At 50.3% G+C, this 26,571-nt stretch carries 27 protein-coding genes, 2 tRNA genes and 1 riboswitch; of the genes, 5 read left to right on the forward strand and 24 right to left on the reverse strand.

Annotated features, from left to right (window positions below):
* Positions 1–175: 175 nt before the first annotated feature.
* A tRNA-Ser gene (locus tag QOX44_RS10260) sits at positions 176–264 on the reverse strand.
* Between the two features lie 66 nt (positions 265–330).
* Positions 331–416 (reverse strand) — tRNA-Ser (locus tag QOX44_RS10265).
* A 225-nt stretch (positions 417–641) separates the two neighbouring features.
* Between QOX44_RS10265 and QOX44_RS10270 the strand changes: the two genes are divergently transcribed.
* Entirely contained in the window at positions 642–1,889 is a 1,248-nt protein-coding gene (locus QOX44_RS10270; RefSeq protein ID WP_283682841.1) for an IS30 family transposase, read from the forward strand.
* Positions 1,890–2,165: 276 nt separating this feature from the next.
* On the opposite strand, the gene ispD is transcribed toward QOX44_RS10270, so the two are convergent.
* The 11 genes from ispD to QOX44_RS10325 all read right to left on the reverse strand — a co-directional run bounded on the left by ispD (position 2,166) and on the right by QOX44_RS10325 (position 9,819).
* Complete coding sequence (gene ispD, locus QOX44_RS10275) at positions 2,166–2,879, reverse strand: 2-C-methyl-D-erythritol 4-phosphate cytidylyltransferase (protein ID WP_283683040.1); 714 nt, start codon at positions 2,877–2,879, stop codon at positions 2,166–2,168.
* 112 nt (positions 2,880–2,991) lie between these two features.
* Positions 2,992–4,017 (reverse strand): tRNA (adenosine(37)-N6)-threonylcarbamoyltransferase complex transferase subunit TsaD, encoded by a 1,026-nt coding sequence (gene tsaD / locus QOX44_RS10280; RefSeq protein ID WP_283683041.1) that lies wholly within the window; start codon positions 4,015–4,017, stop codon positions 2,992–2,994.
* Between the two features lie 12 nt (positions 4,018–4,029).
* The gene (locus QOX44_RS10285; protein ID WP_283683043.1) at positions 4,030–4,941 is read right to left on the reverse strand and encodes a ribonuclease Z; all 912 of its coding nucleotides are present in this window, start codon (positions 4,939–4,941) and stop codon (positions 4,030–4,032) included.
* A 17-nt stretch (positions 4,942–4,958) separates the two neighbouring features.
* Positions 4,959–5,177, reverse strand: coding sequence for a hypothetical protein (locus QOX44_RS10290; protein ID WP_283683044.1), 219 nt, complete (start codon positions 5,175–5,177; stop codon positions 4,959–4,961).
* 99 nt (positions 5,178–5,276) lie between these two features.
* Positions 5,277–5,750, reverse strand: a complete 474-nt coding sequence (rimI, locus tag QOX44_RS10295; protein WP_283683045.1) for a ribosomal protein S18-alanine N-acetyltransferase — start codon at positions 5,748–5,750, stop codon at positions 5,277–5,279.
* Complete coding sequence (tsaB, locus tag QOX44_RS10300) at positions 5,751–6,515, reverse strand: tRNA (adenosine(37)-N6)-threonylcarbamoyltransferase complex dimerization subunit type 1 TsaB (RefSeq protein WP_283683046.1); 765 nt, start codon at positions 6,513–6,515, stop codon at positions 5,751–5,753. It abuts the gene before it with no gap.
* A 52-nt stretch (positions 6,516–6,567) separates the two neighbouring features.
* A complete protein-coding gene (gene tsaE / locus QOX44_RS10305; RefSeq protein WP_283683047.1) occupies positions 6,568–6,990 on the reverse strand; it encodes a tRNA (adenosine(37)-N6)-threonylcarbamoyltransferase complex ATPase subunit type 1 TsaE in 423 nt (140 codons plus the stop codon).
* A 13-nt stretch (positions 6,991–7,003) separates the two neighbouring features.
* Complete coding sequence (locus QOX44_RS10310; RefSeq protein ID WP_283683048.1) at positions 7,004–7,501, reverse strand: YcxB family protein; 498 nt, start codon at positions 7,499–7,501, stop codon at positions 7,004–7,006.
* A gap of 12 nt (positions 7,502–7,513) precedes the next feature.
* Positions 7,514–8,119 carry an NUDIX hydrolase gene (locus tag QOX44_RS10315; RefSeq protein ID WP_283683049.1) on the reverse strand — a complete coding sequence of 202 codons (606 nt, stop codon included), beginning with the start codon at positions 8,117–8,119 and terminating at the stop codon, positions 7,514–7,516.
* Positions 8,120–8,207: 88 nt separating this feature from the next.
* Complete coding sequence (locus QOX44_RS10320; RefSeq protein WP_283683050.1) at positions 8,208–8,975, reverse strand: ECF transporter S component; 768 nt, start codon at positions 8,973–8,975, stop codon at positions 8,208–8,210.
* Between the two features lie 160 nt (positions 8,976–9,135).
* Positions 9,136–9,269, reverse strand: a riboswitch (FMN riboswitch).
* 82 nt (positions 9,270–9,351) lie between these two features.
* Positions 9,352–9,819 (reverse strand): sporulation initiation factor Spo0A C-terminal domain-containing protein, encoded by a 468-nt coding sequence (locus QOX44_RS10325; RefSeq protein ID WP_283683051.1) that lies wholly within the window; start codon positions 9,817–9,819, stop codon positions 9,352–9,354.
* A 300-nt stretch (positions 9,820–10,119) separates the two neighbouring features.
* Here QOX44_RS10325 and QOX44_RS10330 point away from each other — a divergent pair, with 300 nt between their 5' ends.
* Positions 10,120–10,902: a helix-turn-helix domain-containing protein gene (locus QOX44_RS10330; RefSeq protein WP_283683053.1), complete on the forward strand. Its 783-nt coding sequence runs from the start codon at positions 10,120–10,122 to the stop codon at positions 10,900–10,902.
* 44 nt (positions 10,903–10,946) lie between these two features.
* Here QOX44_RS10330 and QOX44_RS10335 read toward each other — a convergent pair whose 3' ends face one another.
* Entirely contained in the window at positions 10,947–13,088 is a 2,142-nt protein-coding gene (locus QOX44_RS10335; protein ID WP_283683054.1) for a Tex family protein, read from the reverse strand.
* A gap of 328 nt (positions 13,089–13,416) precedes the next feature.
* Between QOX44_RS10335 and QOX44_RS10340 the strand changes: the two genes are divergently transcribed.
* Together QOX44_RS10340 and QOX44_RS10345 are read left to right on the forward strand one after the other, a co-directional pair.
* A complete protein-coding gene (locus QOX44_RS10340; RefSeq protein WP_283683055.1) occupies positions 13,417–13,932 on the forward strand; it encodes a hypothetical protein in 516 nt (171 codons plus the stop codon).
* Positions 13,929–14,648 (forward strand): DUF975 family protein, encoded by a 720-nt coding sequence (locus QOX44_RS10345; protein WP_283683056.1) that lies wholly within the window; start codon positions 13,929–13,931, stop codon positions 14,646–14,648. The genes QOX44_RS10340 and QOX44_RS10345 overlap by 4 nt, the downstream gene beginning before the upstream one ends.
* A gap of 93 nt (positions 14,649–14,741) precedes the next feature.
* Here the strand turns inward: QOX44_RS10345 and QOX44_RS10350 are convergent, their stop codons facing one another.
* The 9 genes from QOX44_RS10350 to QOX44_RS10390 all read right to left on the reverse strand — a co-directional run bounded on the left by QOX44_RS10350 (position 14,742) and on the right by QOX44_RS10390 (position 25,032).
* Complete coding sequence (locus tag QOX44_RS10350; protein WP_283683057.1) at positions 14,742–15,947, reverse strand: cofactor-independent phosphoglycerate mutase; 1,206 nt, start codon at positions 15,945–15,947, stop codon at positions 14,742–14,744.
* A 79-nt stretch (positions 15,948–16,026) separates the two neighbouring features.
* Complete coding sequence (locus QOX44_RS10355) at positions 16,027–17,250, reverse strand: homoserine dehydrogenase (protein ID WP_283683058.1); 1,224 nt, start codon at positions 17,248–17,250, stop codon at positions 16,027–16,029.
* Between the two features lie 15 nt (positions 17,251–17,265).
* On the reverse strand, positions 17,266–17,709 hold the full coding sequence (locus QOX44_RS10360) for an ACT domain-containing protein (protein ID WP_283683059.1): 444 nt from the start codon (positions 17,707–17,709) through the stop codon (positions 17,266–17,268).
* Positions 17,710–17,976: 267 nt separating this feature from the next.
* Positions 17,977–19,105 (reverse strand): peptide chain release factor 2 gene (prfB, locus tag QOX44_RS10365; protein WP_283683061.1). Its coding sequence is split into 2 segments (ribosomal slippage): positions 17,977–19,029 and positions 19,031–19,105, totalling 1,128 coding nucleotides; the frame shifts between segments, so codons are not numbered across the junction.
* A 55-nt stretch (positions 19,106–19,160) separates the two neighbouring features.
* Complete coding sequence (gene secA / locus QOX44_RS10370) at positions 19,161–21,731, reverse strand: preprotein translocase subunit SecA (RefSeq protein WP_283683062.1); 2,571 nt, start codon at positions 21,729–21,731, stop codon at positions 19,161–19,163.
* A 146-nt stretch (positions 21,732–21,877) separates the two neighbouring features.
* Positions 21,878–22,405: a ribosome hibernation-promoting factor, HPF/YfiA family gene (gene hpf, locus QOX44_RS10375; RefSeq protein ID WP_283683063.1), complete on the reverse strand. Its 528-nt coding sequence runs from the start codon at positions 22,403–22,405 to the stop codon at positions 21,878–21,880.
* 109 nt (positions 22,406–22,514) lie between these two features.
* On the reverse strand, positions 22,515–23,315 hold the full coding sequence (gene hisA / locus QOX44_RS10380) for a phosphoribosylformimino-5-aminoimidazole carboxamide ribotide isomerase (RefSeq protein WP_283683064.1): 801 nt from the start codon (positions 23,313–23,315) through the stop codon (positions 22,515–22,517).
* A 149-nt stretch (positions 23,316–23,464) separates the two neighbouring features.
* Positions 23,465–23,962, reverse strand: coding sequence for a hypothetical protein (locus QOX44_RS10385; protein ID WP_283683065.1), 498 nt, complete (start codon positions 23,960–23,962; stop codon positions 23,465–23,467).
* A gap of 200 nt (positions 23,963–24,162) precedes the next feature.
* Positions 24,163–25,032, reverse strand: a complete 870-nt coding sequence (locus tag QOX44_RS10390; RefSeq protein WP_283683066.1) for a DegV family protein — start codon at positions 25,030–25,032, stop codon at positions 24,163–24,165.
* 123 nt (positions 25,033–25,155) lie between these two features.
* Here QOX44_RS10390 and QOX44_RS10395 point away from each other — a divergent pair, with 123 nt between their 5' ends.
* Positions 25,156–25,647: a hypothetical protein gene (locus QOX44_RS10395; protein ID WP_283683067.1), complete on the forward strand. Its 492-nt coding sequence runs from the start codon at positions 25,156–25,158 to the stop codon at positions 25,645–25,647.
* Between the two features lie 151 nt (positions 25,648–25,798).
* Here QOX44_RS10395 and QOX44_RS10400 read toward each other — a convergent pair whose 3' ends face one another.
* On the reverse strand, positions 25,799–26,566 hold the full coding sequence (locus QOX44_RS10400) for a formate/nitrite transporter family protein (RefSeq protein WP_283683068.1): 768 nt from the start codon (positions 26,564–26,566) through the stop codon (positions 25,799–25,801).
* Positions 26,567–26,571 lie beyond the last annotated feature (5 nt).

Below are 26,571 nucleotides of genomic sequence, written 5' to 3' on the forward strand. Positions count from 1 at the left end.
TTCAAGAATTTTTCAAGGTTGTTTCACTGTTCAGTTATCAAGGTTCTTTGTTGTTGTCTCTTGCGAAGCAACTCTGATATATTATCATATGTTTTTTCGTTTGTCAACAACTTTTTTCAAGTTTTTTTGATTTTTTTCAAATCTTTTTTCTTTCATATTTACTGGAAATATGAAACGGAGAAGGAGGGATTTGAACCCTCGCACCGCTATTAACGATCTACTCCCTTTCCAGGGGAGCCCCTTCAGCCGCTTGGGTACTTCTCCATGTGCCTGAATCACTCTTGCATTCAGTTGTCTGCTACCGTCATGCGCTCATCATAATCTGATAAGCGGAGAGGGTGGGATTCGAACCCACGCGCCCTTTCGGACAAACGGTTTTCAAGACCGCCTCGTTATGACCACTTCGATACCTCTCCATTACTGCACTGGCGACCAGCGCATTTAGTATATTATCAGCTTTACTCGATTCTGTCAATCACTTTTTTGTATTTTTTTATCCTTTTTTCTGCCCCGAGAAATGTAAAAGTAACTTCCGGTTCTTCTTCGCACTTCCGGAAGCTTGTTTTTCATTAAGGCTTTATGAAAGACTTATTTCCGGTTATCCTTTTCCTGTGATGTTCATGGGAGAAAGGATGTACATAATGAGAGCAAAACATTTAACCTTAGAAGAAAGAAAAATAATCCAGGAGGGCATCGAAAAGCGCTTGTCCAAAACAGCCATTGCCCGTTCCCTCCACAAAGATCCGACTACCATTGCAAAAGAAATCAAAAAGCATAGAACCTTAAAACCACGCAACCGCTTCAATTCACCTGTCATCTGTTCAAACTTTAAACAGTGCAGCAAACCCCGTAAATACTGTTCTGAAGCCTGCCCGTCCTATGCCGAACAGTCCTGTTCCCTGCGTGACCGCTCCGTCGGCGCCTGCAACCATTGTCCGGACATCAAACACTGCCGGCTGGATCATTACTTCTACAACGCCAGTCATGCTCACGAAGATTATCTCTTTCACCTGTCCGATTCCAGACAGGGCGTTAATCTTTCAGAGCCGCAACGTCTACTCATTGCACAAACCATTGCCCCGCTCCTCAAAAAAGGGCAGTCCCTTTATCAGATCCTTGCTAACCATCCGGAACTCTCCCTTTCGGTAAAATCCCTCTACACCTACATCGAAGGCGGCGTTTTTAAAGACTTTGGCGTTGATAACTTCTCTCTGCGCAGACAGGTTTCCATGCGCGAACGCAAAAAGCTGAAAAAACGCAGAGAGCCGGTCAACTATGAGGGGCATAAGTTTTCAGACTATCTCGCGTTTCTTGCCGACAATCCTTCCATCCCGACAACGGAGATGGATACTCTGTACAACCAACCGCAAGGACCTTATATCCAGACCTTTTCTTTTCAGAATACCGGACTTATGATCGGATTCCTCCATCAGGAAAAAACTTCGGAATCCATGGCTTCTGCCTTAGATTTCCTTCAGGAGCTTCTCGGCATCGACTATTTCCGCCTCTTTTCCCTGATCCTCACTGACCGTGGGACAGAGTTTGAAAAAGTCTCCCTCTTTGAACAGAATCCAAAGAGCGGACAGATACGGACAAATATCTTTTATTGCGACCCACAGACACCAAGCCAGAAACCTCATGTAGAAAATAACCACAACTATGTCCGGAATATCCTTCCGAACCAGCGGAATCTCGAACACCTGACGCAGAAAGATCTGAATCTTATGTTCGATCATATCAATTCCGTTCCACGAAAGGTATTAGGCGGAAGAACTCCTTATGAGGTCTTTTCCTTCTTTTATGGGGAAACGCTGCTGCATAAGCTGGGTGTCAGACGGATCGAACCGGATTCCGTAACGCTTCAGCCGTATCTGCTGAAAATAGAATAAGCCAGCCACAACCGCTGACTTATCCTTACACCATTAATTTTGCCCCTATGAACACACGTCCCATATGTATTCTTCTGGGCAACGGAACTTTGTCTTTCACAAAAAAAGAAAAAGCTCCCTTTGCTCCGCTTTGCATGCGCAAAAAAGCGGAACTGTACTTAAAGTTTACACAAAAAAAGTCTTTTAGGCAAGAAAAACTTCCGTTTTCCTGCCTGAAAACAGAAGTTTCTCTTTCATCCGGACGTTACTTTTACAACCGGAAGTTACTTTTATAATTCACCCTTTTTTCTGCCCCTTTTTCTGCCCCAGTATTATCTGAGCCAAAAGCAAGTCATCCGGGGTGGTGATCTTGATATTCTGATAGGATCCTTCTATCAGTTTTACCCTGATTTTTCCGAGACATTCTACGAGCATTGCATCGTCCGTAATCTGCTGTCCCAGGCACGCTCCGCCTGCAGCATCCTCATGCAGCTTCCGTATCAGGCGATACTCAAATGCCTGCGGCGTCTGGATCAGCCATAGTTTTTCTCTCGGAAGCGTCTCTTCAACAAAGCCTTCCGGGTCACTCCGTTTAATCGTATCCTTTACCGGCATGCCGACGGTACATGCGCGCGCAGATGGAAGCGCGTCCCAGATCCGCTCAAGCATCTGCTCGTCAACAAACGGCCGCGCCCCGTCATGGATCATGACGTAATCACAGTCCACAGCAGCCTTGAGCCCTTCGTAGACAGAATGATACCGTTCTTTTCCGCCTGGTATGATCCTGCTCACTTTTGTAAAGTCATATTTCTCAACAATCTCGGCGCGGCAGTTTTCCACTTCTTCCCTTCCGCAGACCAGAATGATCTCATCGATCACGCTGCTGTCCTGAAATACACGCAGCGAATAGTACAGTACCGGCTTATCTCCAATCAGCATATACTGTTTTTTCACACTGCTTTTCATTCTGCTGCCGCTTCCCCCGGCAAGCACAATTGCCACTGTCCTCATGCTCTCTGCCCTTCCTGATCTACCGTGCGAGCTTACCCGCAGTATTTATCTTCCGATCTGCAGTACCCGTTTTTGCACTGTACTGCCGTGTCTGTCGTTTTGCCAGTCCGCCTCATCGCTCGCCGAGCTTGAGATTCGGCACTGCATTCAGGTCCCACCCGTGACGAACGCCTTTTTTGTACTCATAATAGCCTGCTGCTCCGATCATTGCGGCATTATCCGTACAGAGAACAGGTGACGGGCGATAAAAGCGGATATTGTTCTCCCGGCACGCCGCCTCCATTGCCGCGCGCAGCGTCCCGTTTGACGCAACGCCTCCCGCGATCGCCAGTTTATCCATCCCCGACTCTTTTACCGCCATCATCGCATGCTCCACGAGCACGTCCGTTACCGCCTTTTGGAAGGAAGCTGCCACATCTGCTTTATTGACTTCTTCTCCTCGCATCATACAGCCGTTTAAATAATTCAGGACTGCTGATTTAAGCCCGCTGAAGCTGAAATCATATGGCGCATCCTCTATTTTGGCCTTGGGGAAATGGATCGCCAAAGGGTCTCCCTCCCTGGAAAGCTGATCGATCTTCGGCCCTCCCGGATATCCCAGTCCGATCGCTCTTGCCACCTTATCAAAAGCTTCTCCCGCCGCGTCATCACGCGTACGTCCCAGGATCTCATATTCGCCGTAATCGCTGACCCTGACAAGATGCGTATGCCCGCCGGACACGACCAGGCAGATAAACGGCGGCTCGAGCTCTTTATTTTCTATGTAATTTGCAGAAATATGTCCTTCAATATGGTGCACGCCTACCAGAGGCAGTCCTGCTGCATAGCTGATCGCTTTCGCCTCCGCAACGCCTACCAGCAGAGCGCCTACCAGTCCCGGACCATACGTCACAGCAACTGCATCCATATCAGACAGCTGTTTTCCGGATACCTCGAGTGCCTCCTCGATCACCTGATTTATCTTCTCAATGTGCTTGCGGGAAGCGATCTCCGGCACAACACCGCCATAAAGCTTATGCAGCTCGATCTGCGATGAGATTACATTTGACAATACCTCTCTGCCGTTTTGCACCACAGCTGCCGCAGTCTCATCACAGGAACTTTCTATTGCCAGTATCAAAACATCACTTTCGTTCATTGTGCGCCTCCGTTATTCCTCTTTAAAGTCAAGCTCTGCCGTCTTCCCGTCCTTGCCCGGATAAATCTTCGGATAGATTTTGCGGATCTCCTCGATATAATCCTCCGGTCTTACGAGAGACGGGCTATAATGCGTCAGCCACACCTCGTCCGGCTGCGCCCGCTTTGCAAGCCGCGCCGCCTCCTCAAAGGTCATATGCTTATATTCTACCGCCTTTGCCGCCTTCTCCGGTTCTCCATACATGCCTTCGCAGATAAACAGATCTGCTCCCTGCGCTTCCTTCGCTATCACATCTACCGGACGGGTATCCGTACAGTACGTAACCTTCAGTCCCCTGCGCGCCGGTCCAAGCACATCCTCCGGACGGTATATCCTGCCTTCCGCTTCGATCACTTCACCCCTCTGGAGCCGGCTCCAATAAGGCATCGGTATCTGCGCAGCCTTCGCTCTGCCCACATCAAACCGGCCTGCGCGCTCGATCTCCAGCGTATACCCGTAGCACAGAACATTATGGTTTACGCGAAATGCTGTGATCTTATATCCATTCAGCTCAAATACCTGCTCTGTCCCCTGGATCTCCTGAAACAGGATCGGAAACGGCAGCTCCGGCGCGATCACGCGCAGAGCATTCACTACCCGTTCCAGTCCCTTCGGACCGATCAGTGTCAGCGGCTGTGTCCGCTCCGCATTGCCCATAGTGAGCAGGAGCCCCGGCAGACCGCTGATATGATCACCATGGTAATGGGTAAAACAGATCGTATCGATCGGTTTTACACTCCATCCCTTCTTTTTTATAGCGACCTGCGTCCCCTCTCCACAGTCGATCAGCAGATTACTTCCGTTGTATCGCGTCATCAAAGAGGTCAGCCAGCGATACGGAAGCGGCATCATACCGCCGCTTCCCAGCAGACACACATCCAGCATATCGTTTCCTCCGTTTTCTACAGCATATATTCCTCTGTTTTTACAGGGATCACAAACGATTCCCGTATTTTATCATAACATGGTTCACACAGGCAAAAGCTGTGGCGTTCCCCGTCCTTTCCGGAAAAGTATCCCCACTCATACGCTGTGGTAAATACGCCCTCCCGGATCATCCCGTGATCGCCTTCTATCTTTTTGCCGCATTTGTTGCAATATAGTATTTTTTCTCCGTTCATCCTGATCCTCCGCATCTGCAAATACCATTGTTTTATCTTTTTCATTTTCATTATAATGGCTTTGCATTTTTATGCCTACTGGGAATCCCTGAGAATCGTTCACACCGGCCTGGTCCACATGATCAATGCATCCTCAGACGGTTTTTCATAAAAATTTTTTCTGATGCCCGCATCCTCAAATCCGAGCCTGTGATACAGACGGATCGCCGGTTCATTGCTGACACGCACTTCCAGCGTATACCGTTCAATTCCCCGTTCTCTTCCCCGCTCCATCAAAGCTTCCAGCATCCTTCGTCCTATGCCTCTTGCACGAAAATCAGAACACACGGCCACATTCGTGATATCAGCTTCGTCAAACGACTGCAAAAGGCCACAGTAGCCAACCAGCCTGCCTCCTGCACGCACGGTCAGATACAGGGTATCCGGCTGCCGCAGAGAGGACAGGAACCCCTGACTGCTCCACGGTATTGAAAAAATCTCTTTTTCCAATTGCGCAACTTCCTCAATATCCTCCGTCTTCATATCTTCTATCACGATCAGCTCCGGTATTTCCTTCCACCTGTCATCCTTCATCTATACGGACGCCTTTTCCTTTCCGACTGACTTTGCATCCGCGCTCTGTCCCGACTGTTTTGCCGCCTCCAGTGCTTCTGCACGCTCACGCTCCGCCTGAGACAGACGCAGATAATCCGGCACATGCTCTGCCGCCCGCTGCGTCTTTCCTGCCTTGACATACTCTGCTGCCAGCGCAGCTACAGACGCTGCGCGCTGGCGGTTCATATGCGCCGGAGCAAAGCTGTACGGAACCTGTAAGAGACACTCCAGAAGCTCCCGGTACACCGGAACACCATCGCCCAGAAAGATGACCTCGCGGCCGCGCGCATTCAGCTCCTTTGCCAGCTCCTCCACTGCCATAGGCGTCTGCGCCAGAAGCGTTTGCAGCTCTCCCTTTTCAAACCGGTATATCCCTGTATACACCTGACTCCGTCTTGCATCCATCATCGGACAGATATCGCAGCCGCAGCCATAAAGATTGTACGCAAGCGCATCCACGGTGGGAATGTGGACCAGCGGCTTATCAAGCGCAAGACCAAGCCCCTTCGCAGTCGCCGATCCGATGCGCAGCCCTGTAAACGAACCAGGTCCTGCCGCCACAGCGATCGCATCTACGCTGTGCAGATCAAGCTCGATCATCCCGGCTATCTCGTCCAGCATAGGCAGCAGCGTCTGCGAATGTGTTTTTTTATAGTTCACGGTATACTCAGCAAGCAGTACGTCATCCTCCGCTACTGCGACAGACGCTACCAGCCCTGAGCTGTCTAATGCAAGTATCTTCATTTGCTCCTCGCTCCATTTTCGTCTATATTTTCATTTTCTATCCGGCCCGGGCTCACTCACTGACGGTGATCCGCCTGTAATCAAAGCCTTTTGACAGATCCTTCTCTATAGTGATACGCACCGTATACTCCGGCATCAGCTCTTCGATCAGCTCTGCCCACTCGACCAGACAGACGCCTTCCCCAAAAAAGTAATCCTCATATCCGATCTCATCCATTTCCTGCGGGTCTGCGATCCGATATACGTCAAAGTGATAAAATGGCAGCCTGCCTTCCTCATATACCTGCACAATGGTAAACGTCGGACTGCTCACAGGCTCCGTAATGCCAAGTCCTGCCGCCATCCCCTTAGTCAGCACTGTCTTTCCTACTCCAAGATCTCCATTCAGAGAAAATATGCTGCCCGGCCGGGCTGTCTCAGCCAGTCTCCTGCCAAGCTCCCATGTCTCTTTTTCTGAATTTGTCTCTACGATCATACTGTCCTCCCGATCACTTTCTCAGCTTTACAAGCTTTTCCGGCACCTGTTTTTTCAGGATCTGCCTTGCCCGGGCTTCCTGCTCTCCCATCTGGCTTTTGATCCAGATACAGGCATTTTTCTTTCCGGTATATACATAAATGCAGCTTCCGGTCTCCCGGACCTTTTTTACTGCATCCCACTTCATATCACTGGCAGACTCCCCCTGAGTCACTGACATTCCCTCTTCAGAAAGCGCATAGTGCAGCGGATGCTTAAACACCGGATTCAGCTTTGCCTGCCGCACTGCCATCGTATAAAGCGACCACGGCTGATACAAAAGAAATATTACGCCAAACAGCAGATAGATCCAGTGATTCGCCCCCGCATCCTTTAGCCCGGTAAAAAAGTATACAAGCAGAGCTGTTCCTGCAACAATACCAAATATTCCGCTAAAGCCGTGATATGCATGATACATGAAAAAGCGATACATCGCGCCTGTGGTCATTTTCATATCAAATTCTGTCTTCATCTTTTCCTCCTGTCAGTGCAGAAACGCAAACGGGTCTTCCTCATGCAGAAAATGCATCAGCATATAAGAGCATACGACCGCTACGCGCTCTTCCCTCAAAATACGCCTTACTTCTTTGCGGTCTGCCAGCACGACCTCTATCTCTTCGCTGTCCTCCAGAGCATCTGTGCTGATCTGCCCGTCCGCATAGCCAAATACTGTGCCGCAGCACTCATCCGTCATCCCTATCGTAGTATAATACGGTTTTTCATAAATCGTGTCAACCGTAAGCGGGTGCAGCGTAAGCCCTGTCTCCTCACGCATCTCGCGCACCGCCGCCGCATGGCAGTCCTCCCCCGGCTCTACCAGTCCCGCGGGCAGTTCATAGATATAGCCGTCTATCGCATACCGGTACTGGCGGATCAGCACGACTCTGTCGCGTTTTTCCCCATACAGACTGTAAATGATCACCCCGTCCGCCGCCTGTTTCTTTGTACAAAGCTCCAGCTCCTTCGCATCCTTTGCTCTTGAAGCGACATAATACTTTCCCGCAGCCCCCAGGCGGTTTTCTACATCCAGTTCATACAGATTGACGTATGGATTGTGCGTTGTCTGCTCAATGTGCCTGATCTTTCCCATGTCGTTTCCTTCCTTCCAGATCATACTGCCAAAACAAATAAAAAGGATGCTGCAGCTTCCGCAGCATCCCCTTCCAGATCAGACAGGATCAGCCCTCTGTCTGACTGTGTCTTTCTGGTACATACTGTTCCTGCGCACTGTTATGCAGCGCTTTGCTGATTCGCTTATATAATACCATAGTCGGCACAGAAATCAATATACCTTTTAACAGATTCAGCGGAGCCACCGCCAGCAGAACGAGCATCATCACACTGTTGACCGCCGGATTGACCGCCGTGCCCATATCCACGATCGCATCAAGGGGCATCCCATAAAGCCTGGAAAATGCCGGGAGCAGATATACAGCATTGAACACGCTCCCGAATACAGTCATGACCGCCGTCCCCATCGCCAGCCCCATGACCGCCGTCTTTTTGGACTTTCTCAGATGATAGACTACACAGGCAGGCACGATAAAGGAGCAGCCTACGATAAAATTTGCCAGATCTCCGACAAACGCCGTGCTCGTCCCCTTCACCACAAGCTTCAGCAGGATCTTGACCAGCTCGATGATCACACCGCCAACCGGTCCCAGATAAAATGCTCCCACCATAACAGGGATCTCACTGAAATCCAGTTTGTAGAAGCCCGGCGCCAGAAATGGAACCGGAAAATCAAACAGATGCAGCAGCATCGCCAGCGCGCCCAGCATCGCGCATATCGTAAGATACCGCGTGCGTTTTACCTGCGCTACGCTCTCTGCGATCAGTTTCTTCTCGATCAGCTGCGCTCCTCCCACGATTGCAAAAACTACTGCCGCACATACCAGAACAAACTGCAGATTTTCTGCAGCAGCCTGTAAAAATCCTGTCTCCATATCCATTCTCCTTTTTCTTAAATAATGCAGGACCGTCCCTGGTTTATTTTAAGAAAAGCTTCCCCGGTACACAGCAGCTTTGTTTTACATGATAAAAAGCGGCCCGAAATCTTCTCACTGAAAACTTCACGGCCGCTTCGCACCATCTCAAAATATACTCTGCGTTCTTCTCTCATCCAGACTATACTGTCGGTACCGGAATTTACTGTACGTACAGTATCACCGGTTCAGCCGCCGAAGCGGGTCGCGGACTATACCGCCGGTGGGGAATCTCACCCCGCCCTGAAGAATCATTTCTTAAATTATGATTATTATATCTCTTTTATTGCTTTCTGACAAGCTCTGTTTTATGATTCTGCCACATTTCGGCTTTGTTTCAGCCCAGCAGTTCCATATGCTTTAGCTCCATATGCTTGGTAAGCGCAAATTCGAGTTCTCCAAAAAACGTTTCCATCACCTCGTGATAGATCTGCTTTTTCATTTCACATGTGTCCGGATTGCACACGGAAGCCTGACATTCTCTCTTGGCTTTCTGTCGCATCCTGAAATACAGACTCTTCAGCAGGTTTGAATTCTGTGTGTTGGCCACATCCAGATACTGTTCCAGCATTTCCTGATTCCCCTTCGTCAGTGCTGTCTCAAACGCATGCCGGATCGCCCGTTCTACTCTGGATGATGTCGTATCATGCTTCCGCGCGATATCCGCATAAAGCGATGAAATCTTTCCGTCCGGATAATAGGGGTCTGTATCAAACAGCTCCATCGCATCACAAATATACGTCATCCCCTTCACACCTGCCGGTATCCCGATCTTCAGCAACACATCCATTGTACTATCTCTCATTTTTTCTCACTCCTGTTCCCTTTATTAATAAGATCATACTCCCTGATGTTCAGCGCTTTTGCATTTTACAAGATTCTTGTAAGTCGATATTCGTAAATAAATTGTAAAAATCAGCAAAATCGCTGTTTTTTCGTTTTTTTCACCCCCCTATATCGTACAGTCTACGCTATAAGCGGACAATTGTCAACAAGTTTCTTGTAATTTTTGCCGCGCGTTTTCCGTTGCTTTTACAAGTTTCCTGTAGTATAATCAGGGTAGATTCAGGCTGATATTTACAAGTATAATAGGGAGGGTTTACGCATGGGAATCGGAAATAAATTGCGCCAGCGGAGACAGGAACTGAATCTTTCACGCAACCAGCTTGCAGAAAAAATCCATGTAACCCCGTCTGCCATAGCCAACTACGAAAATGGCTTCAGCTATCCCAAGCCCGATATTCTGATCGCACTGATCCACGCGCTTGAGGTAGACGCCAATTATTTTTATCAGGATTATCTGGTCCAGTCCAAAATCCGTACACTTTACGGCAGGGAGCTGACCTCTGACGAGATGGAAACAGTTGCCGAATATAAGATGCTTACAGAATCAAGCAAGCGTCTCGCACGTGCGCTCATTCACGAGGAATTCAGCCGCACGCACGTCAGTGAATGGTTGGAATTTCCCTGCATACAGCCCGGAGTACGAATGCTGCATTCTGGTTTCCTCCCGAACGAGGCGACCCTGAAGATCCGCATCAAGCGGAAGAATGTAATCGAAGGGACCGACTATTGTTTTCAGATACAGGTAGACCGTTATCAGCCGGTATTTAGAAAAAATGATATTCTGGCGCTTCAGAAAAAGCCTGCCCGCCACAACGAGATCGGCATATTCTGCCTGAATGATGTCTACTATATCCGTTCGCTGTATCACGTGGGAAACCTGCGCAGGCTGCGCGCTTTAAATGTGATGGAGCCTGACATCGAGGTGCTCTCTTCTGATGATTTTGTCTGTATTGGAAGGATCCTCGGGAAGGTGTACGGCACCTGCGAGCTGATCGATCTGTCCAAAAATAAGATGACAAGATTTCAGTCCACGCCCCAGTGAAGCGCACATACAAAGCGGAGGTGTTGCAAAACACCCCCGCTTTTTTACAGCCGCATCGTCAGACCGATCCTTTTTTTCTGCAGGTCAACACTGACTACCTTCACTTCTACAATATCCCCTACGCTCACGACCTCAAGCGGATGCTTTACAAACTTTTTGTCCGTAAGCTGTGAAATATGCACCAGTCCGTCCTGATGCACGCCAATATCCACAAACGCTCCGAAGTCGATCACGTTTCGCACCGTCCCCTTTAAGATCATGCCTTCCTTGAGATCCTTCATCTCCAGCACGTCTGTACGCAGGATCGGTCCCGGCATCTCCTCTCTGGGGTCGCGTCCCGGCTTGCAAAGCTCCTTTATCATATCGCGAAGCGTCGGTTCCCCGACTCCGATTCTTTCTGCCAGCGCTTTATAATCCTTCACCGGCGCCCGTCTGAGTCCTTCCGCCGCTGTTTCCGGCGTACACCCAAGCTCTTCCAGAAGCCTTTTGGCCGCCTCATAGCTTTCCGGATGGATGCTTGTCGCATCAAGCGGATTCTTCCCGCCTGCGATCCGCATAAATCCGGCACACTGCTCAAACGCCTTCGGTCCAAGCTTCGGTACTTTCAGGAGCTCTCTGCGATCGCCAAACCGGCCGTTCTCCTCTCTGTATGCAACAATATTCTTTGCAATAGCCTTTGAAATACCGGAAATATGCTCCATCAAAGGCGCAGAAGCAGTGTTCAGATCTACGCCCACGCGGTTTACGCTGTCCTCTACAACGCCATCCAGCGCCTCTCCGAGCTTTTTCTGGTTCATATCATGCTGATACTGCCCGACACCGATTGATTTCGGATCGATCTTTACAAGCTCTGCAAGCGGATCCTGTACACGTCTGGCGATCGACGCCGCACTCCTTTGTCCGACGTCAAAATTCGGAAATTCCTCTGTCGCAAGCTTGCTGGCGGAGTAGACAGACGCTCCCGCCTCATTCGTGATCATATAGGATACCTTTTGCGGGATCTCCTTTAAAATCTCTACGATCACCTGCTCTGATTCACGGGAGGCCGTTCCATTCCCGAGCGAGATCAGCGTCACGCCATACGTTTCGATCAGCTGCTCTACCGTATCCTTTGCCGCGCGGATCTTTGCCGGAGTCGTAGGCGCAGTCGGATATACCACCGTCGTATCCAGCACCTTCCCTGTCGCATCTACGACCGCAAGCTTGCACCCGGTACGAAACGCCGGATCCCAGCCCAGCACAACCTGCCCTGCGATCGGCGGCTGCATCAGAAGCTGCTCCAGATTCTTTCCAAATACAGAGATCGCGCCATCTTCTGCCTTGTCTGTCAGATCCCCCCGGATCTCCCGCTCGATCGCCGGAGCAATCAGACGCTTATAGCTGTCCGCGATCACCTCCTGCAGCAGCGGCGCTGTGTAAGGATTGCTGCCTGTGATCACCTGTCTTTCGAGATAACGCAGTATCTTTTCTTCCGGAGCTTCTATTTTAACACTCAGGAATTTTTCCTTTTCTCCGCGGTTGACAGCCAGCACGCGGTATCCCGCAATCTTTGCCACTGCCTCAGAAAAGCTGTAATACATCTCATAAACAGACTCTGCCTTTTCATCCTTCGCTTCCGTTGTCAGCATACCCTCCCGCACCGTCATCTCACGGATCCTGATGCGGTAGTCCGCCTCATCTGAAATCGTCTCTGCCAGAATATCCTTTGCTCCATTTATCGCATCCTGAACATCCTCCACGCCTTTTTCCGCGCAGACAAACGCTTCTGCTTCTTTTTCCACAGGGTGCTGCAGCTTCTGGAGCAGGATCAGGTTTGCCAGAGGCTCAAGTCCCTTTTCCTTCGCTATAGTTGCCCTTGTGCGGCGCTTCGGACGGTATGGACGGTACAGATCTTCTACCACCACAAGCGTCTGCGCATCCTCTATCTGTTTTTTCAGCTCCGGTGTGAGCTTTCCCTGCTCCTCGATCGTTGAAAGCACCTGCGCTTTTTTCTCCTCAAGGCTTCTCAGATAGTTCAGCCGTTCAAATAATTTCCGGAGTACCTCATCATTCAGCGAGCCTGTCGCTTCTTTCCTGTATCGTGAAATAAACGGAATGGTATTCCCGTCATCGATCAGCTCTACCGCCGCCTGTGCCTGCTGCGGTCTGATCTCCAATTCCTGTGCCAGTGTTTTGATAATATCCATAATTCCTCCTGTTGTACCCTGATGTCTGTCATTTCACGCTGCCAGACTGTCTCCGGGCAGCATACGTTGCAGTATACCATGTTCCCCGAAAAAGCACAATCATTGTTTCAGGAAAGAGCATCGGCCAGAATCTGAATCTGAAAAGACAATCGCCGGAGTTTATAAAAGAAATTTTCTGGATATTGTCAGAATTTCTTTCTTATGCTAATATGAAAGGTAACGTTGACGGAGCTGTCACAGACGCTGCTTTCTGTCAATGTCAATATCTGCCGGAGCCACAAAGCATGGCTTTGCCGCAGGATCCGGCAAAAAGAATGGAGTAGAAATTATGTACGACAATGATATGTACGGAAATGACGGGTACAGGCCTCCTGCGCACAGCAGTCCTCTGGCCCGGGTCTCATTGGTGCTGAGCATCGTATCGCTGATGACCTGCATGGTCATCTATATTTCCCTGCCATGCGGGGCGCTGGCAGTCATTTTTGCGCTCCTCTCCCGCACAGACACCATAAAAAGCAGAAAATACCGCGCTTCTGTGATCTGCGGGATCTGCGGTATGGTCCTCACTTCGGTACTCACATGGAGCGCATTTTACAAGGTCTTTACAGATCCCGAAATGTTCGACGCCATCGAATACTACATGCAGATGTACACAGGCGATCCCGAACTGGATCTGCGCGAAGAGCTTGGGGAGATCCTCCCATTTGTCCCGGAAGAGTCCGGCAAAAAGAAAGCAGATGACCCGCAGCAGAGTCCTGCCGATCCTTTTACCGATGCTCCGGGCATGAACCGCATGCCGGATGTTGTGCAGGATATCCCGGATAATGGAGGTGGCTTCATATGAAAACAACGAACCGCGAATTAAAATTCCATGCCCGGGTCCTTTTGTCAGGCAAAACGGGCTTTCTGGTGCTCACCACTCTTCTGATCACCTTTTTTGATTTTGGACTGGACTATATCGTAGATGCTGCAATCCTGCCGACGGGCGGACTGTTCAATCAGATCCTCTACTATGGCTGCGGACTGCTCTGCAATATGGTCTACTATATCCTCTTCGCAGGACTGATGCACATATACCTGAATATCTGCCGCGGGCGGCAGGTAAAGATCTCCGATCTTTTTTGTGTATTTTCCGACCGGCCGGAGCAGATCGCCATCTACTCGATCCTCCAGTATATATTAAGCATGGTACTCAGCATTTCAATGCAATGGTCTTTGAGCGGCATCCTGTATGCAAAGGAGGCGCTGCTCCCATTTATCATTGTTCCGATTCTGCTGTCTGTCGTGAATCTGTGGATCCAGCTCTGCCTGACGCCCGTACTCTTTCTCTACTGCGATGATCCATCCAAAACAGCTGTACAGCTTGTCAGGGAAAGCTGGAGTCTGATGCGCGGCAGCAAAGGAAAACTGTTTTTCCTGGAATTTTCCTTTATCGGACTGATGATCCTTGGCATGCTTTCGCTTGGGATCGGATTTCTGTTCGTACGTCCGTATCTGTTTTTATCACAGGCTCTGTTTTATCTGAATCTCAGGGACAGAAAAGACAGCCAGGCAGAATAAATTACAAAATAAAAAACTGACAGCCAGCCAGCGTCCAACCGCTGCGTCCGTCTGTCAGCTTTTTTATTTTCTACGGTGCCTGGCTGCCTGTTTTTACTCCTGCTCCAGCAGCACATCCATGATACGATATCCCTCTTTTTGGAAAATACCGCTCTCCTTTGCCGTTTTCTCGCAATAAGATCTGCCCTCTCCCAGCTGTTTTGTGCTGTCATAGAGAAGGTACGGAACCGGATCCCCGGTATGTGTACGGAGGCGGATCGGCGTAGGGTGATCCGGAAGGATCAGCATACGGTACGGCTCACCCGAAGCGTCCATCTGTTCCCTGATTATGCGGATCACACGATCATCAAGGTACTCGATGGCCTGCATCTTGCGCTCCAGACTGCCCTGATGCCCCATCTCGTCCGGCCCCTCCAGATGTACATAGACAAAATCTGCGCCCTCTTTTAAAAGCGCATCGACTGCCGCCTGCGCCTTTCCCTCATAATTCGTGTGCAGCCCTCCATTTGCCCCCGGCACAAAAACATTTCTCATACCTGCGCCGACCGCGATACCCTTTAGCAGATCGACCGCAGAGATCATCACACCCTTTTTCCCGTACTTCTGTGAAAAAGAGACCAAAGCAGGCTTCGTGCCGGCTCCCCAGAACCAGCAGCCATTCGCCGGATGCAGCCCCTGCTCCTTTCTGGCAAGATTCAGCGGGTGAGCTGCAAGAATCTCATAGCTGCGCTTCATCATATCACAAAGCTCTGTATTTTGAGGAAGATACGGCCCGATCTTCTCTGTCAGGTGATCATGCGGAGGCTCAAGCTCTGCGCGCTCTCCCTGCGCCCATATCACACAGTGGCGGTAGCTCGTTCCTGTATAAAACTGATACACCTCACTTTGAAACTCCTGCCGCACTGCATCCAGCAGGATCGCCGCATCCTGCGTGCTGATCTCATCTGAGCTGTGATCGATCAGGTGTTTCTCCTCATAGCAGTCTTCTTTTTCTGACAGCGTCACAAGGTTGCAGCGCAGCGCCACATCTGTCTCCTTCATCGGAGCGCCGATACTAAGCGCCTCCAGCGGAGAGCGCCCGGTATAAAACCGGCGCGGATCATAGCCAAGCACAGCCAGATTCGCTGTATCGCTGCCCGGACTCATCCCCTCCGGAATCGTCTGCAGCAGTCCGATTTGCGCACGCGCTGCCAGGGCATCCATCGCAGGAGTCCTGGCAGCCTCAAGCGGTGTCCTTCCTCCAAGCGCCTCCTGAGGCTCATCTGCCATACCATCTCCGAGAATTACAATATATTTCACACGCAGCACATCCTTTCTCAACTCTTCTCATACTTTGCCGCTTTTCCTGTCTGAGCGATTGTCCGGATCCTTCCGCCTGTCACACGCCTTTGCGGTCACGCATGCGGATCATCCCGAGTATCCCCTGCGCCTGCGATGCGCACGTCTCATACTCCTGCTCGCTCATCACTCCTGTCACAAACCCGAACTCTCCGTCAAGCTCTGCTTCTACCGGCTCGACCGCGCCAAATATCTGCTCCATCTCAGATAATTCCCGCGCCGCGCCCTTTGCGCGCACAAAAAATCGCTTTTTCGTACCGGAGACATCTTTGAGCTCCTGCCTGTGCGGATCCCAGGAAGAGACTACCCCCGTTCCAAGCGTCTGTGCCGCCTCTGCCACATCTGCCACAACCGCGCTCGCAGTCGCCTCTTTTCCGGCTCCCTGCCCGTAAAACATAGCGTCGCCGAGCATATTTCCATGTACAAAGATCGCGTTAAACACACCGTTTACTGCAAAAAGAGGATCGTCCTTTTCCACCAGATAGGGCGCCACCATCGCCATCACCTGATCCTTCTGCCTGCTGCTGTAAGCAAGCAGCTTGATCGTCCGCCCCATCGCTTTCGCATAACGGATGTCTGCGGAAGTGATCTTCGTTATCCCCTCTGTATAAATATCCGTAAAATCAACACGCTTCCCATATGCCAGAGAGGACAGGATGGCGATCTTGCGGCACGCGTCATGCCCTTCTATATCAGCCTCCGGGTTCCGCTCCGCATATCCTTTCTGCTGTGCGTCGCGCAGCACATCGTCAAACTCCAGCCCTTCATCGATCATCTTGCTCAAAATATAATTCGTCGTACCATTTAAGATACCTGTGATCTCATCGATCACATCCGCGCTCAGAGAGGTCCGAAGCGGGCGGATGATCGGGATACCGCCTCCGCAGCTCGCCTCAAAGAGGTAGCTTGCGCCATGCTCCTTCGCAAGCTGCTGAAGCTGTGTGCCATGACGCGCGACGAGCTCTTTGTTTGAGGTACAGACACTCTTGCCAGCCTCGAGCGCACGCCTGGAAAAAGTAAAGGCCGGCTCTGTACCACCCATCACCTCTACTACCACCTGGATCTGCGGATCATTTACGATCACTTCATAGTCATGCACGATCTTTTCCTGATTCGGATCCCCTGGAAAATCCCTCAGATCCAGAATATATTTCACATGGAGATCAACTCCTGTCTTCTCAAGTATACTGTCGTGGTTCGTGTTTATTACCTCCACCACGCCAGATCCCACTGTACCATAGCCCAGCACTGCAACCTGTACCATATGCGTCTCCTCCGTCTACTCTCTTGCCACGATTTTTAAATACTGTATTCCTTCTCTGTGCTCGATCGCTTCTATCATAGCAGAAACGTCTCCCGTAGCCGGCAGCACCTCCACACTCAGGGTCAGTGTCGCTACCCCATTCGTAGGAATACTCTGATGGATCGTCAGGATATTTGCCTTATAGTCCGCCACAATGTGCAGCACCTCTGACAAAAGCCCCTGCTCATCGCACATCTGCATGACAAATGTCAGCGTCTTTCCCTTCACATTATCACGAAACGGAAAAATATCATCCTTATATTTATAAAACGAGCTTCTGCTGATCCCTACCTGATCGGCAGCCTCCTGCACCGTAGCCACACGCCGCGTATCAAGAAGCCGCTTGGCTTCTACCACCTTCAGCAATACCTCCGGCACCGCTTTTTCTCTGACTACAAAATACTTTTTCTTGTCCGGCATATTTCTCTCCTCCCAAGGCGAATACAGCATCCGCCGTCTCCATACACCCGTTGGGTGTTTGTCTCAGAAATACGTTTGTGTATCACTCAAGGATATTACCACATTTTATCCCGCGGTGCAACCCCTTTTCTGTCTCATCCAAACGGTGCCGCGCCTGCTGTTGTGCGTAATCCGGCTATCCGCTGCTTTTTTCCGTTTACAGCAAAGGCAGCCGTAGCTTATGCCACAGACTGCCTTTGCCTTTATCCATTTCGATATTTTTTGTTTTTATTCTTCTTCTGCCCGTTTTCCGCCAAGCGACAGCCATTTCAGATAGGCATTAATGAATGGGTCGATATTGCCATCCATAACTGCGTCGACATTGCCGGACTCCTCCCCGGTACGCAGATCCTTGACCATCTTGTACGGCTGCATGACATAGGAGCGGATCTGGTTGCCCCAGCCGATCTCCTTTACCTCGCCGCGGATATCCGATGCCTTCTCCGCATTTTCCTGCTGCTTCAAAAGATACAGCTTCGCCTTGAGCATCTGCATGGCCTTGTCCTTGTTCTGGTGCTGTGAACGCTCGTTCTGGCACTGTACGACAATCCCGGTCGGCAGATGCGTGATGCGGATCGCGGAAGACGTCTTGTTGATGTGCTGTCCGCCTGCACCGCTGGAACGGTACGTATCAATACGCAGATCGTCCATATTGATCTCGACATCGAGGTCCTCCTCAATATCCGGCATGACCTCACAGCTCACAAAGGAGGTCTGGCGCTTTCCTGCCGCATTGAAGGGCGAAATGCGCACAAGGCGATGAACGCCTTTTTCGGATTTCAGGTAGCCGTATGCCTTTGGCCCGTTGACCTGAAATGTCACTGCCTTGATCCCTGCCTCGTCGCCGTCGAGATAATCCAGCACTTCGACCTGATATCCCTTCTTGTCTGCCCAACGGGTGTACATGCGGTAGAGCATCGACGCCCAGTCACATGACTCTGTACCGCCTGCTCCTGCATGCAGCGTCACGATCGCATTTGATTCATCATACTCGCCGGACAGAAGCGTCTTGATGCGGATATCCTCAAGCGTATTCTGGAAACTCTCCAGGGTCTCCTCGATCTCAGGGATCACATCCGGATCATTCTCCTCGTATCCCATCTCGATCAGCATGCCGATCTCCTCATACTGCTCCTCCAGCTTCTGATACGTCTCAATATCATCCTTCAAAGACTTCAAAAGCTTCATGGACTCCTGCGAACGCTCCGGATCATCCCAGAAATCAGGCTCTTCCATCCTGCGCTCCAGCTCCTGTACCTTCTGCTCTTTACCAGCTAAGTTAAAGTGAATCCCTCACTTCCACTAATGGTTTTGTATAGCTGTTTAAAACGACTTTGAACTGATCCAGTTCAACCATAGCTTCACCTTCTTTCTTTTTTTGAAAACCTGCGCAGCTTTGCTGCGCTATTGCTTTATGCCTTGCGTCCGCAGCACTGCTTGTACTTCTTGCCGCTGCCGCACGGACACGGATCGTTCGGATAGATCTTCTCCGCTGCACGCTTCTTCGGCGCGCGCGGTCCGGTCTCATCCTTGTTCGTTCCAGTCACCTTTGCGACCTCCTCACGCTCTACCTTCTGCTCTACCTTGATGTGGAACAGCAGGCGGACCGTATCCTCCTGGATCGCCGCAGTCATAGCATCAAACATCTCGTATGCGCTCATCTTGTACTCTACAAGCGGATCCTTCTGTCCGTATGCCTGCAGCCCGATCCCCTGGCGCAGCTGATCCATATCGTCAATATGATCCATCCACTTGCGGTCGATCACTTTAAGCAGGATGACACGCTCGATCTCACGGATCTGCTCCTGCTCCTTAAACTCAGCTTCCTTCTGCTCATAAAGCTTTACTGCCTGCTCCTTGAGAAGCTGCTTCAGCTCGTTTTTATTAGAAACACCGTCCAGCACTTCCTGCGTCACCGGCTTTAACGGGATCGTCGGCAGAAGCACAGAATTGAGTTCCCGCACGTCCCAGGCTTCGCGGTCAGAGCTTTCGCCAAAGCACATATCTACTGTATTATCTACAATATCCGTGATCATCTTGAAAATGGAGTCACGCATACTCTCACCGTCAAGCACGCGTCTTCTCTCCGCATAAATGATCTCTCTTTGCTCATTATTGACCTGATCATACTCGAGCAGGTTCTTACGGATACCGAAGTTGTTGCTCTCGATCTTCATCTGCGCCTTCTCGATCGCATTAGACAGCATCTTGTGCTCGATCTGCTCGCCTTCCTCTACGCCGAGCGACTGGAATACCTTCATCATCTTTTCTGATCCGAACAGACGCATCAGGTCATCCTCAAGAGAGATGTAAAATCTTGACTCACCCGGATCTCCCTGACGTCCGGAACGTCCGCGCAGCTGATTGTCGATACGTCTCGACTCATGACGCTCCGTACCGATGATCTTCAGTCCGCCTGCCGCTCTTGCCTCTTCATCAAGCTTAATATCCGTACCACGGCCCGCCATATTCGTCGCGATCGTCACTGCGCCATGTACTCCGGCATCTGCCACGATCTCAGCCTCCAGCTCATGGAACTTCGCATTGAGCACCTTATGCTGGATCCCCTCGCGCTTGAGCATACCGGAGAGCAGCTCTGAAACCTCGATCGTGATCGTACCTACCAGTACCGGCTGTCCCTGCGCATGCGCCTGCTTGACTGCCTCAACGACTGCCCGGTACTTCTCTTTCTTTGTCATATATACTGCATCGTCATAGTCTACACGCTGTACCGGACGGTTTGTCGGTATCTCAATAACATCCATTCCGTAAATATCACGGAACTCCTTCTCCTCCGTAAGCGCTGTACCGGTCATACCGGCTTTCTTTTTATACTTATTGAAGAAGTTCTGGAAGGTGATCGTGGCAAGCGTCTTGCTCTCGCGCTTTACCTTCACATGCTCCTTCGCCTCGATCGCCTGATGCAGGCCGTCCGAATAGCGGCGTCCCGGCATGATACGTCCGGTAAACTCATCAACGATCATGACCTGATCGTCCTTTACGACGTAGTCCTGATCCCGGAACATCAGATTGTGCGCCCGCAGCGCCAGATCCACATTGTGCTGGATCTCGAGGTTCTCTGCATCAGAGAAGTTCTCGATCTGGAAAAACTTCTCTACCTTGTGCACACCCTGCTCCGTCAGAGTAACAATCTTGTCCTTTTCATTGACAATGAAATCTCCCGTCTCCGTGATCTCCTCGCCCATGATCGCCGTCATCTTTGTGACCTCGCCGCTCGCCTCGCCGCGCTCCAGCTGACGCGCCAGAATATCACAGACCTCGTACAGCTTTGTGGATTTACCGGACTGGCCGGAGATAATCAGCGGCGTACGCGCCTCATCGATCAGCACAGAGTCGACCTCATCGATGATCGCATAGACAAGATCTCTTTGCACGAGCTGCTCCTTGTAGATCACCATGTTATCGCGCAGGTAATCAAAGCCCAGCTCATTATTCGTAATATATGTGATGTCGCAGGCATACTGCTCCCGTCTCTCGTCATTATCCATCGAGTTGAGCACGCATCCGACCTTCAGTCCGAGAAACTCATGGACCTGTCCCATCCACTCAGCGTCACGGTGCGCCAGATAGTCGTTGACTGTGACGATATGGACGCCCTCGCCGGTAAGCGCATTCAAGTATGCCGGCAGCGTCGATACGAGCGTCTTACCTTCACCTGTCCTCATCTCTGCGATACGGCCCTGGTGGAGAATGATACCGCCGATGAGCTGTACACGATAATGCTCCATATTCAGTACACGCTTTGCAGCCTCGCGCACAGTGGCAAATGCCTCCGGCAAAAGATCATCCAGCGTCTCGCCCTTTGCATAACGCTCTTTGTACTCCTTTGTCTTTGCCTTTAACTCCTCGTCAGAGAGAGCCTGCATCTGCGGGCGCAGACTTTCTATTTTGTCCACGATCGGCATGATCATTTTCAGCTCACGCTGACTGTGGGTTCCAAAAATCTTTTTTACTAAATTCATTGTGTCTCTCCATTTCAAACATAATTTCCTTTCTATTGTATCACTTTCGCTACTGCAACACAATTAAATTTTTTGTGAACAAAAAACGGGAACAAAAAACGGGAGTGCTGCAAAACAGCACCCCCGGTCTGCCATATCCTGTATACTTAGAACTCCGGCTCCATCAGCCCGTATGTGTTTCCTTTTCTCTTGTATACGACATTGATCTCCTCTGTCTCTGCATTATTAAATACAAAGAAGCTGTGTCCGAGAAGCTCCATCTGTACGCATGCGTCTTCCGGATACATCGGCTTCATGTCAAAATGCTTCGTACGGATGATCTTTACCTCCTCAAGAGGCTCGGACTCTTTTTCGATAAATTCTTTTTTGAAGTTTCCGCCCTCCTGATGCTTTGCAATGATTTTCTCCTTATATTTGCGGAGCTGACGCTCAATCACCTCTTCTACAAGATCAATAGACACGTACATATCGTTGCTCACCTGCTCTGAACGGATGATATTGCCTTTTACCGGGATCGTCACCTCGATTTTCTGACGCTCCTTCTCAACGCTCAGTGTCACGACCACTTCCGTGTCTGGTGTGAAATACCGCTCCAGCTTACCGAGCTTATCCTTGATCGCTGCTTTTAATCCTTCTGTCACTTCGATATTTTTCCCGCTGATCGTATATTTCATATAATCCAACTCCTTTACCTGTATTCGGTCTGTCGACTTAGCCTTATTATATCACATACTCGATTTTTTTCAACCAAAACTGTAGCCTCTGTCAAAGTTTTCTAAAAATTTACTGTCTTTCTATCTGTTCACAGTAACATTGACATATTTCGAGCACCTCACGGTACGCCAGCTTCCCGCCAAATATATCCAGCGCACTTCCTACCGTCACATCCAGCCGCCCTTTCCCTAATTCCCGAAGCAAGAGCAGATCTTCTCTGCACCCGATACCGCCCGCATACGTCACCGGACATTTTCCCCAGTCTCCCAGCAATGCTGCGACAGGCGCTTCGATCCCGGAGGCCTTCCCCTCTACATCTGCCGCATGGATCAGAAACTCATCACAAAATCCGTGCAGCGCGTCCAGCACCTGGTGGTCCAGAGGCACCTGTGTAAATTTCTGCCACCGGTCTGTCACGATATAATATACGCCGTCTTTTCTCCGGCAGCTTAAATCCAGTACAAGACGCTCTTTTCCGACTGCCCTTACCAGCCGCTCCAGCCTCTCATAATCGATCTTCCCATCCCGGAACACATACGAAGTGACGATCACATGAGATGCGCCGGCGTCCAGAAATTCTTCTGCATTCTCCTGCGTAATACCACCGCCGATCTGCATCCCGCCCGGATAAGCAGCAAGCGCAGCCTTTGCCTGCCGCTTCGTCTCCCCGTAATGTTCAGATGCCGGAGGATTAAGCAAAATAATATGTCCGCCTGTAAGCCCCTGTTCCTGATACAGTCTTGCATAAAACGCCGCATCCTGACTGGAGACAAAATTTTCTTCCGCCCAGTCTCCCTGATCCCTCAGGCTGCCTCCTACGATCTGCTTTACCTTTCCATTATGTATATCAATACATGGCCGAAAACGCATCCTGCCCCCTCCTTTGCTATGTATGGCTGTATACCTTCATCATTCTTTCTGTCCTTTTATCAGCCTTATTTTCCCGGATAATCGCTTACAGCGCTGCGCATCCTTCCCACGCAGCGCTGTATCTGTCTGTGCCAGCGTCCGGACAGTACTCAGCGGTTTTCCCGGTTGTCTGTCTCATTGCCTGTCAGCTCATCTACACCATCTTCCACACCGTCAATGATATCCTTTCCGGCGTCACCGACTCCGTCTACGATGTCCCGGCCTGCATCGCCGATGTCACCGCCCTTTTCATTGTCTCCGGCATTATCGATCACATCGTTATCCCTTGCAGCTCCGTCATTGACATCATCTGTGACACCGTTTACATCTCCGGTGTTTTCTGTTGCCACATTATTTTGTGCACCGCCCTCTGTGCCGTCAGTCCTGCCTGCGTCATCTCTGCGGTCGGTCTGCCGCATATCGTCCGTCTGATCCATGGTTTCTGCCGGACGGTCCGGCCCCTTCTTATCGCTCTGGCGCTGTTCCGTCATCGCAGCATTCGTTTCCTTTTCCGTAGCTGTGTTTCTGTCATTGCTGCCGCAGCCTGTCAGCATAGCCATACAGCAGGCACAGGCAACACCTAATGCGTATCTCTTCCAGTGTTTCATAGCTCCTGTCTCCTTTTTCTTAAAATCCTGTAATTTACCGGCTGCCAAAAAACAGATGACTGTTCCTTTTCTGAGCCGTTATGTTAGTAATATGTACTTTTCGTCTGTTTTTATTCTGAAATCGCAGGAATTATTTTTTTAAAAAGAAACACAATAAAAAACACCATCTGCGGTCAGCGCCGCTCTTTCACAGCTCGCCCTCAGCGCTTCTCTCCGATGAAAAAGAGTGCCAGCGTGCCCGGACCGGAATGTGCCCCGATCGTCGGACCTACGGGGTTTATCAGAAATTTTTCAATGCCAAAGCGCTTCTGCACAAGCTCCTTTACATAGACGGCGTCCTCATAGCAGTCTCCATGACTGATAAAGACCGTATCATTTTCACCGCGGTACGCTCCCATCTGTTTTTCCATATTGTCCACCAGTGTATGCAGTGATTTTTTCCTTCCGCGTACCTTCGATAACGGGATCAGATGCCCCTCATCATCTACGTGAAGCACCGGCTTTAAGTTGATCATCGTCCCAAGCACTGCCGCCGTCTTCGATACACGGCCGCCCCGGTAGAGATGAAACAGGTCATCCACTGTGAAATTGTGGCAGACATGATACCGATACTCCTCAAGCCACGCTGTCATCTCTTCATAATCTGCCCCTGATGCCTGTTTTTCCAGCGCCTTATGGACCAGGAGTCCCTCTCCCATCGAAGCTGCAAGTGAATCGATCACGGTGATCCGGCAGTCCGGCTGCTCCTCCATAAGCTCCGAAGCTGCAAGCCGCACGCTGTTGAAGGTGCCGCTCAGCCCACTGGAAAATGCAATGTGTATAATATTCTTATTTATCTGAAGGAACTCTTTTAGCTTCTCCTTCGCCTCCTCCGGATTGACCTGAGACGTAGTAGGCATACAGCCTTCCCTCATTTTTTTGTAAAACTCTTCACTGGAAAGAGAGTTCTCCGCTGTATACGTCACTCCGTCCATCAGATACGTCAGCGACATCATGGGAAGCCCGTGCTCCTGCCTGTACGCATCCGGCAGATCTGTCATATTGTCTGTTGTAATCAAATATTTTTCCATAATCCTCCTCCTTATCCATACCCGAAGTCATCTTATCACGTTTCGCCCTGATTTGTAAATGTTATCATAAAGCCTGCACTCAGAAAATACAATGTAATAAATAAAAATTTTCCGGAGCAACCCATGAATACCAAACCCAAGATTTTTGTATTTAAAATGCGCGAAATTGTCTACACACTGCTGCTGGTCCTTTTGGCCGCATTGCTGCTCCTGTGCCTGGTGCTGATGTTTTCCGGACAAACGCCAGAATCACAGCAGACACAGACCCAAAGCGCCCCGGCGCAAAACGAGAGCACGGATACGCCGTCTGATGCGCCTGCATCCTATGTTCCCGGTGTATACACCTCCCCGATCACGCTGGGTACCTCCTGCGTAGATGTCGAGGTGACGGTGGACTCTGACCGCATCCGCGCGATCCGCCTTGTTAATCTCAGTGATTCGGCTGCAGCAGCCTATCCGCTCGTCTCCCCTTCTCTGGATCATATCACCACACAGATCCTCGAGACACAGACGCTTGAGGGGATTACCTGCCCGCAGGAAAACCGCTACACCTCGCAGGTACTTCTCTCGGCAATCTCTGATGCACTGACTCTCGCCTCAGATACCGACTCATGACGGCACAGCTTTTGTCCTGTACGCAGGAAAAGCCTTTGCCGCAGCACAAAAATACCGGATCTATCCCTTCTGTATTTTTCATCAGGATAGATCCGGTATTTTTATGTATTTTTATAGTTTTTGCTTTTTTGTTTTTTCTGCAGCTCTGCTATTATTTCTCGCGTGCGATCAGATAATACGGAAGCGCTACACAAACGATCCCGCCGATCATATTTCCAATTGTCACAATGACAAGATTCATGATCACACCTGTCACCGGAACAGCCATCTCCATCGGATTCAAAAGACCGATCGTCAAAAACGTCATATTCGCGATGCTGTGCTCAAATCCGCATGTAACAAATGTCATGACGCAGGCGAAATTCATTGCAAGCTTTGCGCCCTCTGATTTCAGCTTTGTGCCGCACCAGATCGCCAGGCAGACACAGATGTTGCACAGGATCGCCTTCATAAACAACGGGACTGCCTCTCCGTTTGCCTTTGCAGAAGCTGTGTTCGCAAGAAATGTACCGATATCGCCGGCTCCAATCCCTGTCATATGGAATACAAGAGCTGTCAGCACGGAACCGATCAGGTTGCCAAGCCAGCAGATCACCCACAGCTTCACGATCTTTCCCCAGGAGATCTCCTTGCGGAACCCTGCCATTGCCATCACGAAATTATTGCCGGTAAACAGCTCCGCGCCTGCTACTGTAACAAGGCAAAGTCCTACGGCAAATACGCTGCCGCATACCAGCTTTGTCGAGTACGCGCCGCCGGCGGTGAACACACCGCCGACTACGCCCATCAGTACGGAACCAAGACCGATAAAAAGTCCTGCCAGTATAGACATCAGCCAGTAACCGAGTGGGTTATTTTCCAAAAGTGCTATTTTCTTTTTCGCTGCGCCACACACTGCTGTCGTCTCTTCTCTAAACATGTCTG

The organism is Parablautia sp. Marseille-Q6255 (assembly GCF_951230155.1).
Classification (GTDB): domain Bacteria; phylum Bacillota; class Clostridia; order Lachnospirales; family Lachnospiraceae; genus Choladousia.